Below are 12,252 nucleotides of genomic sequence, written 5' to 3'. Positions count from 1 at the left end.
TTAGCCAGAAATGTAAACTCATCGATAAAATAAGAACATTTTATTGATAATTTGTTTACATGTTTTTGAGGTTCAGATATAGCTTTTTAGCGCAGGTTTTCCGAAACCTGACGAAAAACACAACATCGCTCGCCGCAAATTAAAAAAATAGCCGTCGGCGCGCAACGCTCACTTTGGATAGGGTAAACGTTATGGACGGTACTACGCTGTTGCCGCTGATCGGGATACCGATCGTGGTTATTGGTTTTGCACTGCGCTTCAACCCGCTGCTGGTGGTCGTGGTGGCGGGGCTGGCGACGGGTCTGCTGGTCGGGATGGATTTCGGCATGCTGCTGGAGACCTTTGGCGAAAAGTTCGTCAATAGCCGGTCGCTGGCTACCTTCATCCTGATCCTGCCGGTGATTGGCCTGCTGGAATATTACGGGCTTAAGGAGCGCGCCCAGGCCTGGGTGGCGAAGATCGCCAGCGCTACCTCGGCGCGTATTCTGATGCTTTACTTCGTGGCGCGGGAAGGCACCGCCGCGCTGGGGCTGATGTCGCTGGGCGGTCATGCCCAGACGGTCCGTCCGCTGCTGGCGCCGATGGCCGAAGGGGCGGCGCTGAACGAATATGGCGAGCTGCCGCAGCACATTCGCGACAAAATCAAAGCCCACGCCGCCGCGTGCGACAACATCGCGGTCTTCTTCGGGGAAGATATCTTTATCGCCTTCGGGGCGGTGCTGCTGATCGACGCTTTTCTGAAAGAGAACGGTATTCAGGGGATTGAACCGCTGCATATCGGACTGTGGGCCATCCCAACCGCCATTGCGGCATTGGTTATTCATATGACGCGCCTGCTGCGCCTCGATGCCAGCATCCGTCGCGACGTCATGGCCTGGCGCGCCGAGCAGGGTACGCAGGAGGCCGCGCAATGATGACGCTTATCACCATTAACCGCGTGTACTACCTGATTGGCTTTGTCGTGATGCTGCTGGTCGTGATGACCCTGCGCGATCGCGCCAATCCGAAGCGCTTTACCACCGCGCTGTTCTGGTTCTTGTTTGGCGGGATCTTCCTGTTTGGCGATCTGATGGTGCAAGAGCTCGGTAAATCGCTGGCGTACCGGATCATCGGCGGCGGCGTTATCGTCATCGCGCTGCTGGCGGGGTTTGGCCTCGTCGGGAAAGGGCACTATAAAATGTCGACCGAGGAGGAGCGCGTCGCGTCGTCAAACCGGCTTAAAAACTGGCTGTTCCTGCCCGCGCTGATGATCCCGGTGGTGACAGTGCTGGGCACGTTATTCCTGAAGGGCGTTTCGATCGGCGGCGTGTTTCTGCTCGATCAGAAGCAGCTCACCCTGGCGGCGCTTTGCGTGGCCTGCGTCGCGGCGATCCTCACCGGCTGGTGGCTGACCAAAGGCACGCCGCTGCATGCCGTTCGTCAGTCCCGTCGTCTTGTCGATACCATCGGCTGGGCGGTGATCCTGCCGCAGATGCTGGCCATGCTTGGCGGCGTGTTCGTGGTGGCCAACACGGGCGACTCGGTACAGAAGGTGGTGAGCCTGTTCGTGAACCCGGATAGCCGCTTCATGCTGGTGGTGATTTACTGCGTGGGTATGGCGCTGTTTACCATGATTATGGGTAACGCCTTTGCGGCCTTCCCGGTGTTAAGTGCCGGTATCGCCTTGCCGTTTCTGATCAACGTGCATCACGGCAACCCGGCGCCGCTGCTGGCGATTGGCATGTACGCGGGCTACTGCGGCACGCTGATGACGCCGATGGCCGCGAACTTCAATATCGTTCCCGCCGCGCTGCTGGAGCTGAAAGACAAATATCAGGTGATCAAGATCCAGATCCCGACCGCGTTAACCCTGCTGGTGGTGAACGTGTTCTTAATGTATTTCCTCGTGTTTCGCTAAGGAGCTGTCATGGAATTAACGCAACATCAGGCCGACGCGTTTGCCCGCATGCCTTTGACCTATTTGCGCCAGGAATACCCGAACCACATCATGCACCTGCTTAATGATGATGGTGACGTTCTCCCACCGCGCGAACTGCACCCGATTTTCTACGGCTGTTTCGACTGGCATTCGGCGGTGCACGGCTACTGGCTGCTGCTGCGCTGCGTGCGCCTTTACCCGGAACTGCCGAGCAGGGACGCAATCGTCGCGCTTTTCGACGAGCACCTGACCGAAGAGAACGTGGCGAAGGAGCTGGCCTATTTCACCGCGCCGTTCCGCGCCTCGTTTGAGCGTCCGTATGGCTACGGCTGGCTGCTGGCGCTGGCCCAGGAGCTGAAACAGTCGTCGCTGCCGCAGGCCGCGAGCTGGTACGAGACGCTGGAGCCGCTCACCCAGGATATTCGCAACCGGCTGGTGGATTATCTCGGTAAGCTCACCTATCCGATCCGCGTCGGGACGCACTACAACACCGCGTTTGCCCTCGCGCTGGCGCTCGATTACGGTCGCGCAGTGGGAGATAAGGTGCTTGAACAGGCGATTGTGGCAGCGGCGGAGCGATTTTATCTCGCCGATACGCGCTATCCGGCACACTACGAACCCGGCGGAGACGAGTATATTTCCGGCGCGCTGACGGAAGCGCTGCTGATGAGCAAGGTGTCTGAAGACTTCCCGGCCTGGTTTGACGCGTTTCTGCCGGAGGTGGGGGCCGTTACGGCGCTGATGAACCCGGCGGAAGTGAGCGATCGTACCGACCCGAAAATTGCCCATCTGGACGGATTAAACCTCAGCCGCGCGTGGTGTATGAAGCACATTGCGAAAGCGCTTCCTGCCAGCCACCCGGCGCAACCGGCGCTGCGCGAGGCGGTGACGAAACATCTGGCCGCCAGCGTCGGGCATGTGGTCGGCAGCCACTATAGCGGCGGGCACTGGCTGGCGAGCTTTGCGCTGCTGGCGCTGGAGTAAATAAACGCGCCGTCTTTCTTGCCGGGTGGCGCTGCGCTTACCCGGCCTACATTGTGCAACACTTGCCCTTAGGCCGCGCCGGGCGAATCAGGCGGATGCCCGAACCGCAGGGCGCAGCCTAAAAATCTTTGATTTTTAATGAGATTAATACCTTAGTCGAATATTTTTCCGTCATTTCTCTGGAAACAGATATCTTTTTTACCATCGCAAAAGTGTACGATATGCGGCCATATACCCACATTGAACGAATGGTTAATATGGCTGTTATACCTTTGTTACCTAAAGAAGGAATCGCACTTGTGCTGGCAAACATGAGGATTGCAAGAGCGCATGGTATGAGTAGAAATATGGCTATCCCTACAACCTATCTTTGGTTTTATCAAAAAGTAAGAAATAAGGGGACGTGGGATTACAAGCAAGGACACCCTGAGTTAGCAAATTTTGGGAATTTCAATTATGGTTCGGCTGGCTTTGCTGCCGGGATACCATCAGAAACGCTATTGATGGGTGCTGGATGGGCGCAGGAAAGAGCTAAAACCTCCAAAAAGAAATGGGGACACTGGTATCAAAAACCACCTTATGGGGATGATCCTCACGATCAGTTTTGGATAAGGCAAGGTATAGAATATGCCAAGAAATACGGTTATTAAACGGCTCCATTGCTTACTGACAACAATTCTATTGCTCGTTGTTTGTGGATTTCTGATATATCAATACTATTTTAATGTACCTCCTCACGATAGTTTTGTCAGCAAACAGAAACTATCTGATACCGTCACGCTGTACATAACTAAGTATGATGATGGAGGCGCTACGGTGTCGGATGTTTACCGCTTCTATTTAGATAAAGACAACAGCGGGAACATTATGAAAGCCCTTGAAGATCGATCACCATTCCTTGAAGCCAATACAAGCAATGCTACTGTTTCAGCTTATGGGAACACGGTAAATGTAAAAATTACCGGCAAGGTTTATTCATTTACTAATTCTGATCTGTTCTATGCAGATGGTGTAGCGATCATGCCTGTAATTAACCTCATAGCCAATGGAATAAGAGATTAATTAACATAAGGAGTTATAGAAATGGCTGTACCAGTACACCTCTTTTTAAAAGACGATGGCGGAGCAATGATCCGTGGCGGTTCTGATGTTGCAGACCGTGAAGGAAGTATAGAGCTCAGAGATCTGATTCATAACCTGAGTATTCCAACAGATGATGCAACGGGTAAACTTACAGGTACAAGGCAACACTCAGCTTTCAGTCTAACAAAAGCAATTGATTCATCTTCACCCTATCTATACAAAGCAGTGGCTACAGGTCAGACGCTTCATAGTGCTGAATTAAAGTTCTATCACATCAATGATGCTGGTCAGGAAGTGGAATACTTCAATATCCTTATGGAAGGAGTGAAGATCATTTCAATAACTCCAATAATGCATGATACAAGAGATTGTCCCGGTACTGGTCACATGGAAAATGTATCTTTGCGATATGCAAAAATCACATGGAAAATTCTGGACGGAAATATTCAGTACACTGATGCGTGGAACGAACGCCCTACAGCGTAGGCGTAAAAACGAGCAGCGCCGAGAGGCGCTGCAACAATTTACGCGGATGCCCGAACCGCAGGGCGCAGCCTGCTCAGGCTAAATACCACCGAACCCGCCGAGGCGATGACGGCTAGCCACAGTGCAACCTGGATAGCATGTTGATGGTCCCATCCTGCCGCTGCTCCCAGCAGAACCCCCACCACGGCGGCGCCGAGACACTGGCCGAATGTCCTTACTATCGACAATACGCCTGACGCATAGCTGGCATTTTCCCGCGCGACATTAGCGAGCATTTCCCGATTATTGGGGCTCTGGAAACAGCCAAACCCTATCCCACATACCAGGCTGCGCAGGCAGATATTCCACACGGAAGGATTCTCCGGCAACGTGGCCAGCAGGACCAACCCACCGACAAAAACGATCAGCCCGAGGGTCGATATAAGCGGCGCGGAAATCGTATCCGCCCAGCGACCCGCGTGCGGCGCGATCAGCACGATGCCAATCGGCCATGGGGTGAACAGCAGCGCCGATACCACCGGGCTGTAGCCATACACGCTCTGAAACAGGAACGGCAGCGCGACAAACGCGATCCCCTGGCTCACAAACGACGCCAGCGAGGTCAGCGCGGCGAGGGTGAAGCGCCCGTTTTTGAACATCACCGGCGGCAGTAAAGGATGTTGCGCGCGGCGGATACGCAAGGTAAACGCGAAGGCGCTGACCAGCGCGAGAACGCCCCAGCAGATGGCCTGCCGGTTTATGTGTTGCGTCACGTGCTGAAGACTGTCGGCAAGCATGATCGCCGAACCTAACAGCGCGGCGGAGAGCACGGCGCCCGGCGCGTCAAAGGGAGTGCGGTTAACGACCGATTCCCGCGGCATGGCCCGCCAAGCCAGCAGCAGGGCGATGCTGCCCGGAATAAGGTTAATGGCGAACAGCCACTGCCAGCTCAGGGCGTCCAGTATTGTTCCGCCCAGCACCGGGGCAATCGCCGTGCTGGAGGCGATAAGCAGGGCGTGCAGCCCCAGAATGCGGCCCAGCAGCCGACCCGGAAAAACGGAGCGCAGGATCGCCGGGGCGATACTGAGGGTAGCCGCGCCGCCGATCCCCTGCAGAATTCGCATCGCGGTTAACATTTCCGGCGTTGTTGCCAGCGCGCAGCCGAGCGAGGTGAGTGTAAAGGTGGCAAGCCCGGCCAGAAACACCGGGCGATAGCCCACGCGTGCCGCCAGCGCGGCGAAGATGGCTAGCGTCATTGCCGCTGACAGCAGGTAACCGTTGGCGAACCAGACCGCAATGTTTGCGGGAACCTGCATCGCCCTTGCCATAGAGGGCAGCGCGATGTTGATCATGGTACCGTCAAAAACGCCCATCAGCGTGGTGGTCATAACGGCGGCCATCACCCTGGCGCGTTCATGCCCGGGTAAACCCTCATCGCCGGGCTGGTTTGAAAAGAGCGTCATCGTCGTTACTCCGTATAAGAATCGTGATGACGAAACTATAATCATGCGGTATACCGGGCGGAAGACGCAGCATTTGCACTTAATCATTGCACGTAACGCCATATCTGAGGAGCCACCGTGTCCGATCCTGATTTTAACCTTCTGGTTGCGCTCGACGTTTTGCTGGCAGAAGCCAGCGTGGCGGGCGCGGCGCGACGTTTGAACCTGAGCACCTCCGCCATGAGCCGCACCCTGAGCCGGCTGCGGGAGGTGACCGGCGATCCGATCCTGGTACGGGCCGGTCGTCACATGGTGCTGACGCCCTGGGCCGAAGCCACCCGTGACCGCGCCAGAAGCGCCGTGCACGAGGCGAGGGCGGTGCTGCAGCCTTCCACCGACGCGCTGAAGGTTGAAAGCCTCGAACGGCTGTTCACCATCCGGGCCAACGACGGTTTTGTGGTGGCGTTTGGGCCTCTGCTTATTGCTGCGGTGGCGAGCGTTGCGCCCGGGGTGTGCATCCGCTTCTCTCCGAAACCGGAAAAAACGTCGCGCTACTTGCGGGAGGGGCTTGTCGATCTGGAGATTGGCCTGCAGGGCAACATGGGGCCTGAAATACGGCTGCAAAGGCTTTTCCAGGATCGGTTTGTTGGCACGGTGCGCAAGGGGCATCCGCTCTCAGAGCAGCCGGAGGTCAGCCTGAGTGACTATGTTGCCTGGGGTCATGTGGTGGCCTCGCCGGACGGATCGCTGCACGGGTTTGTCGATGAGGCGCTGGCGGAGCGCGGGATGAAGCGCAAGGTCGCCAGCGTGGTGCCCGGCTTTCCGACGGCGTTATCCGTGGCGCTGGCCTCCGATCTGATTGCCATGGTGCCGGCATTATACCTGCTCAACCAGGCGATGACCGAGCGCGTGCACGTCTTTGAACTGCCCTTTAAGACCCGGACCATTACGGTGTCCCAGATGTGGCATCCGCGCATGGAACGGGACCCGGCGCATCGCTGGCTCAGGGAAAAGGTCCTTGAGGTGTGCCGCGCTGTTTGCTGAGGCTCAGAGCACTTTCCCCGGCACGGTGAGGATGAAGCGCGTCGACGCCGCATCCGATTCCACGCGGACTTTTCCGCGGTGTGCCGTGACGATGGACTTAACGATGGCAAGCCCAATGCCGCTGCCTTCGCCTTTACGCTGCCTGGACGGATCGACGCGATAAAAACGGTCAAACAGCTTCGGCAGATGCGCCTGCGGGATCGGCGTGCCGGGGTTTTCTGTCACCAGCTCAACGTCGTTATCCCGTTTTCTGATGGAGACCGTTACCGCTTTCCCTTCCGGCGTATAGCGCAGGGCGTTGGAGAGCAGATTATTGATTGCTCTTCTGAACATCTGCGGATCGCCTTCTATCAGGCAGGGCATCCCGTTAAATTTCAGCGCGATGTGGCGTTCTTCCGCCCAGGCTTCGAAGAAATCAAACACCTTGATGACCTCGGCGCTTAAATCAAACATCACCCGATCCGGGATGAGCTGATTATTATCCGCCTGCGCCAGGAACAGCATGTCGCTGACCATGCGGGTCATCCGGTTGTACTCTTCCAGGCTTGAGTACAACACATCCTCCAGCTCCTTCGGAGAACGGTTCTGACTCAGCGCGATTTCGGTTTGCGTCACCAGGTTGGTGATAGGGGTTCTGATTTCGTGCGCGATATCGGCGGAAAAGTTAGCCTGACGGGTAAAGACATCTTCAATTTTCTCGATCATCTGGTTGAAAGAGATGACCAGCTGTTCCAGCTCAACGGGGACGCGGGACGGCTCCAGTCGTGCATCCAGATTTTCGGAGGTGATGTTTTTAATGGCGTTGCTGACGTTACGCAGGGGCAAATGTCCCTGACGCACCGCGATGCGGATGACAAGAATAATCAGCAGGCTGATAACCGCGGCAATCGCCAGAAGGTTTTTTTTCAGCGCCTCAAGATAGTGGAGATGAAAATTTATGGAGAGCCCGATCAGCATGACGTAGTCCTGGGTTTTGCCCTGCAGCGTCGCCGTTCCTGAGGAGGCGATAATCCGGTACGTTTCCATTTTCATCCCCGACCCGGCATGTATGGGGTTGGCCGGGTCTTCTACCGCCCAGAGGAACACATCCTGCGCGCGACGGTGTTCGCTAAAGTCCGCCGTATTCATCGCCGGGCGCAATGCCGCGCCTTGCGCCGAGCTGAACAGGGTATTGCCCTGCGGATCCAGAAGCAGGACGGCCACGTTACGGTAGCTGGCGATCGACTCTTTGATCTTACTGATTTTCTTTTGGTCGGGGTCTGCCGGTGAATGCAGTATGCGGTGCATCGCGGTGCTGATCTGCTCAAGGTCGCTGATATCCTGCTCGGCAAAGTGCTTCTCAACGGAGTGCAGCATGAACCAGGTAAAGGCGAAGAAGGCCAGAATGGTGGAGAGGCTGATAAAAAAGGTCAGCCGCAGCGCAAGTGAGAACGGGCGTCGGAGGGGCTTAACGCGCATCCGGTACCTCCAGCATATAGCCCACGCCGCGCACCGTCTGGATCAGCTTCGGTTCAAAGTCATTATCGATCTTTGCGCGCAGTCGCTTTACCGCCACGTCAATCGCGTTCGTGTCGCTGTCAAAATTCATGTCCCATACCTGGGAGGCAATCAGGGAGCGGGGTAGCACTTCCCCCTGATGACGCATGAAAAACTCCAGCAGGCTGAACTCCTTGCTGGTGAGCAGGACGCGGCTTCCGGCCCGGCTGACCTTTCTCGACACGAGGTCAACCATCAGGTCTGCTACCTGTAGCTGGCTTTCCGCGATCACCGTATTTCCGCGTCTTAGCAGCGTCCTTACCCGGGCGAGCAGTTCGGCAAAGGCGAATGGCTTAATCAGGTAATCATCCGCGCCCAGCTCAAGCCCTTTAACCCGGTGTTCTATCGTACCGAGAGCCGTCAGAAGCAATATGGGCATCCCTTTTCCGGCAGAGCGGAGCATGCGGACAATATCCCAGCCGTTCACATCGGGCAGCATGATATCCAGAATCAGCAGATCGTATTCAGCGGTCATGGCGAGATGGTAGCCGTTCAGGCCGTTATCAGCGTGGTCCACGACAAACCCCGCTTCAGTGAGCCCCTTGCTGAGGTACTCACCGGTTTTCATTTCGTCTTCAACGATCAGTATTTTCATCTTGCTCCCCTGACTGGCTGCTGATGACATTCTATGGCGCCCGCCACCGTTCACAATGACTTACGTTAAAAATGACAACATTGTCATTATCCCGTCACCCGTCAAACAGGAAGCGTTCCGTAGAGTAGCCCTAAAACTACTCTGGACTTCATTTGAACCGTTATGTTCCTGTTAAAACGACTAAGCATTAGTACGGTATTTATTCTGGCAGGTTGCGTCTCGCTGGCCCCCGAATATCAGCGCCCGGCGTCACCGGTACCCCAGCAATTTTCGCTCTCGCGCAACGGCCTGACGCCCGCGGTGGCGGGGTATCAGGAAACCGGCTGGCGCACCTTTTTTGTCGACCCGCAGGTAGCCGGGTTGATTAGGGAAGCCCTGAGCAATAATCGCGATATAAAAATGGCCGCTCTGAAGGTCGAAGAAGCCCGGGCGCAGTTCAACGTGACTGATGCGGATCGCTATCCTCAGCTGAATGCCTCCTCGGGCATCACGTACAGCGGTGGGCTGAAAAGTGACAAACCCACCACGCAGCAGTACGACGCGGGCCTTGCGCTTAGCTATGAACTCGACTTCTTCGGCAAGCTGAAGAACATGAGCGAGGCTGACCGACAAAACTATTTCGCCAGCGAAGAGGCCCGTCGCGCGGTACATATTCTGCTCGTCTCTGGCGTATCGCAGAGCTATTTCAACCAGCAGCTGGCGTATAAACAGCTGCGCATTGCGCGGGAAACGGTGACAAATTACCAGCAGTCTTATGCATTCGTTGAGCAACAGCTGGTGACGGGCAGTACGAACGTCCTGGCGCTGGAACAGGCCCGGGGACAGATCGAAAGCACGCGGGCAGAGATTGCCAAACGAGAGGGGGAGCTGGCGCAGGCCAATAATGCCCTGCAGCTGGTCCTCGGGACGTATCGCGCGCTGCCGGGCGACAGCGGAATGGACGCCAGCGATATTGCGCCGGTAAAACTCCCGCCCCATCTTTCCTCAGCGATACTGCTGCAGCGCCCGGATATTATGGAGGCGGAGTATCAGCTTAAAGCGGCCGATGCGAATATCGGCGCCGCGCGTGCCGCTTTTTTCCCGTCCATATCTCTAACCAGCGGGCTTTCAACAGGCAGCACGGAATTATCCAGCCTGTTCACCGCCGGCAGTGGGATGTGGAATTTTATCCCTAAAATAGATATTCCCATTTTTAATGCGGGCAGGAATAAGGCCAACCTGAAGCTGGCTGAAATTCGCCAGCAGCAATCGGTCGTAAATTACGAACAAAAAATACAGGCCGCCTTCAAACAGGTAGCCGATGCGCTCGCGCTGCGGGACAGTATTAACCAGCAGCTAGCTGCGCAACAGAGGTATCTTGATTCGCTCCAGATCACGCTCCAGCGTGCCAGAGGGTTATATTCCAGCGGCGCTGTCAGCTATATCGAAGTGCTTGATGCGGAACGCTCTCTTTTCTCCACGCAGCAAAATATTCTCGATCTTACTTATGCCCGGCAGGTTAATGAAATTAATCTTTTCACCGCGCTCGGCGGCGGTTGGGTCGAATAACGTTACTAATTAAACAGGAAAATAAATATGCGCAATTCACTTAAGGCTGTTGTATTCGGTGCGATCTCTATTGTGTTTTCTGCCGACCTGCAGGCTGAAGTTCATCAGCACGAGGCGATGAGCGACGCCCGTGAAGGGGCCGCAGAGCAGGTTATTACCGGGACCGGCATCGTGAAAGACATTGATCTCAAGAATAAAAAAGTCACGATTTCTCATGAGGCCATCCCGGCGATTGGCTGGCCCGCGATGACCATGCGTTTCACCTTTATTCAGGCCGATGGGAGCATCAGCGCCTTAAAGGTCGGCCGTCAGGTTGATTTTTCATTTGTTCAGCAGGGCAATATCTCTTTACTGAAGAGCATTAAATAGCGAGAAGCGGCATGGCCTCATTAAAAATAAAATACGCTGCCATGATAGTCAGCAGCCTTATTGCGGGAGGGCTTATATCCGTGACGGCATGGCAGACGCTTTATTCATCTGAAAAAACAGAAAATAGCGTTGCGGAAAGAAAGGTTCTTTTCTGGTATGACCCGATGAAACCTGACGTGAAATTCGATAAGCCCGGTAAATCACCGTTTATGGATATGGATCTGGTGCCGAAATATGCGGACGAAAATGACGATAAAAGCAGTGGCGGTATCCGTATCGATCCGACGCAGGTCCAGAATTTAGGATTAAAAACGCAAAAAGTGACGCGCGGAACGCTGAACTATGCCCAGACGATCCCGGCCAACGTCAGCTATAACGACTATCAGTTTGTCATTGTGCAGGCGCGCGCGGAGGGGTTTGTTGAGAAAGTCTACCCGCTGACGATCGGCGATAAGGTGAAAAAAGGCACGCCGCTGATTGATATTACTATTCCGGACTGGGTCGAAGCGCAGAGCGAGTTCCTGCTGCTATCCGGCACCGGTGGAACGCCGACGCAGATTAAGGGCGTTCTGGAACGGCTGCGGCTGGCGGGTATGCCGGATGACGATATTCAGAGGCTGCGTGCGACCCGAACGATCCAGACCCGATTTACCATCAGGGCGCCCATTGACGGGGTGATCACGGCCTTTGACCTGCGCACCGGGATGAATATTTCGAAAGATAAGGTCGTGGCGCAAATTCAGGGGATGGATCCGGTATGGATCGGCGCGGCGATCCCAGAATCGATTGCGTATCTGCTGAAAGACACCTCGCAGTTTGCTGTTTCCATACCGGCTTATCCGGATAAATCCTTCCCGGTTGAAAAGTGGAGTCTTCTGCCAAGCGTGGATCAAACCACCCGTACGCTGCAGGTGCGCCTGCAGGTCTCCAACAGGGATGAGCTGCTGAAACCGGGAATGAATGCCTACCTGAAGCTGAATACCCAAAGTGAGGAAATGCTGCTGATTCCGTCACAGGCGGTTATCGATACCGGCAAAGAGCAGCGCGTCATTACCGTTGATGCAGAAGGGCGCTTTGTGCCGAAATCGATCCACGTTCTGCATGAATCTCAGCAGCAGTCAGGCATCGGTAGCGGGCTGGAAGAGGGGGAGTCAGTCGTGGTCAGGGGTCTGTTCCTGATTGACTCGGAGGCCAATATTACCGGTGCGCTGGAGCGCATGCGCCACGCGGAAACACCTGACGACGCGCATTCTGGCCATTAAGGAGAC

The 12,252-nt window shown here is 55.5% G+C and carries 13 protein-coding genes; 10 read left to right on the top strand and 3 right to left on the bottom strand.

The window, feature by feature from the left end; translation table 11 throughout:
- The first annotated feature begins 191 nt into the window (after positions 1–191).
- The 6 genes from V1587_RS13760 to V1587_RS13735 all read left to right on the top strand — a co-directional run bounded on the left by V1587_RS13760 (position 192) and on the right by V1587_RS13735 (position 4,471).
- On the top strand, positions 192–914 hold the full coding sequence (locus V1587_RS13760; protein ID WP_023327494.1) for a DUF969 domain-containing protein: 723 nt from the start codon (positions 192–194) through the stop codon (positions 912–914).
- Positions 911–1,897, top strand: coding sequence for a DUF979 domain-containing protein (locus tag V1587_RS13755; RefSeq protein ID WP_115875082.1), 987 nt, complete (start codon positions 911–913; stop codon positions 1,895–1,897). Before V1587_RS13760 ends, V1587_RS13755 begins: the two co-directional genes overlap by 4 nt.
- Positions 1,898–1,906: 9 nt before the next feature.
- Positions 1,907–2,902, top strand: a complete 996-nt coding sequence (locus tag V1587_RS13750; protein WP_395314380.1) for a DUF2891 domain-containing protein — start codon at positions 1,907–1,909, stop codon at positions 2,900–2,902.
- A gap of 128 nt (positions 2,903–3,030) precedes the next feature.
- The gene (locus V1587_RS13745) at positions 3,031–3,552 is read left to right on the top strand and encodes a polymorphic toxin type 44 domain-containing protein (protein WP_395314379.1); all 522 of its coding nucleotides are present in this window, start codon (positions 3,031–3,033) and stop codon (positions 3,550–3,552) included.
- The gene (locus V1587_RS13740; RefSeq protein WP_371898119.1) at positions 3,530–3,964 is read left to right on the top strand and encodes a hypothetical protein; all 435 of its coding nucleotides are present in this window, start codon (positions 3,530–3,532) and stop codon (positions 3,962–3,964) included. Before V1587_RS13745 ends, V1587_RS13740 begins: the two co-directional genes overlap by 23 nt.
- A 21-nt stretch (positions 3,965–3,985) precedes the next feature.
- A complete protein-coding gene (locus V1587_RS13735) occupies positions 3,986–4,471 on the top strand; it encodes an Hcp family type VI secretion system effector (protein WP_371898118.1) in 486 nt (161 codons plus the stop codon).
- A 38-nt stretch (positions 4,472–4,509) separates the two neighbouring features.
- On the opposite strand, the gene V1587_RS13730 is transcribed toward V1587_RS13735, so the two are convergent.
- On the bottom strand, positions 4,510–5,913 hold the full coding sequence (locus tag V1587_RS13730) for an MFS transporter (RefSeq protein ID WP_371898117.1): 1,404 nt from the start codon (positions 5,911–5,913) through the stop codon (positions 4,510–4,512).
- A gap of 117 nt (positions 5,914–6,030) precedes the next feature.
- Here V1587_RS13730 and V1587_RS13725 point away from each other — a divergent pair, with 117 nt between their 5' ends.
- The gene (locus V1587_RS13725; RefSeq protein ID WP_395314378.1) at positions 6,031–6,936 is read left to right on the top strand and encodes a LysR family transcriptional regulator; all 906 of its coding nucleotides are present in this window, start codon (positions 6,031–6,033) and stop codon (positions 6,934–6,936) included.
- Between the two features lie 3 nt (positions 6,937–6,939).
- On the opposite strand, the gene V1587_RS13720 is transcribed toward V1587_RS13725, so the two are convergent.
- Positions 6,940–8,394, bottom strand: a complete 1,455-nt coding sequence (locus tag V1587_RS13720) for a Cu(+)/Ag(+) sensor histidine kinase (RefSeq protein WP_371898116.1) — start codon at positions 8,392–8,394, stop codon at positions 6,940–6,942.
- The gene (locus tag V1587_RS13715; RefSeq protein WP_371898115.1) at positions 8,384–9,067 is read right to left on the bottom strand and encodes a copper/silver response regulator transcription factor; all 684 of its coding nucleotides are present in this window, start codon (positions 9,065–9,067) and stop codon (positions 8,384–8,386) included. Before V1587_RS13715 ends, V1587_RS13720 begins: the two co-directional genes overlap by 11 nt.
- A 162-nt stretch (positions 9,068–9,229) precedes the next feature.
- Here V1587_RS13715 and V1587_RS13710 point away from each other — a divergent pair, with 162 nt between their 5' ends.
- Genes V1587_RS13710 through V1587_RS13700 form a run of 3 tightly spaced genes read left to right on the top strand, consistent with a single transcriptional unit; the run spans position 9,230 to position 12,246 of the window.
- The gene (locus V1587_RS13710) at positions 9,230–10,615 is read left to right on the top strand and encodes an efflux transporter outer membrane subunit (RefSeq protein WP_395314377.1); all 1,386 of its coding nucleotides are present in this window, start codon (positions 9,230–9,232) and stop codon (positions 10,613–10,615) included.
- A gap of 27 nt (positions 10,616–10,642) precedes the next feature.
- Positions 10,643–10,984 (top strand): cation efflux system protein CusF, encoded by a 342-nt coding sequence (cusF, locus tag V1587_RS13705; protein ID WP_371898113.1) that lies wholly within the window; start codon positions 10,643–10,645, stop codon positions 10,982–10,984.
- 11 nt (positions 10,985–10,995) lie between these two features.
- Positions 10,996–12,246 carry an efflux RND transporter periplasmic adaptor subunit gene (locus V1587_RS13700; RefSeq protein ID WP_371898112.1) on the top strand — a complete coding sequence of 417 codons (1,251 nt, stop codon included), beginning with the start codon at positions 10,996–10,998 and terminating at the stop codon, positions 12,244–12,246.
- Positions 12,247–12,252 lie beyond the last annotated feature (6 nt).

Source organism: Enterobacter sp. ECC-249, assembly GCF_043965265.1.
GTDB lineage: Bacteria > Pseudomonadota > Gammaproteobacteria > Enterobacterales > Enterobacteriaceae > Enterobacter > Enterobacter quasiroggenkampii.
Note: the sequence above shows the minus strand (reverse complement) of the source record. Positions and strands in the feature narration are given on the sequence as shown.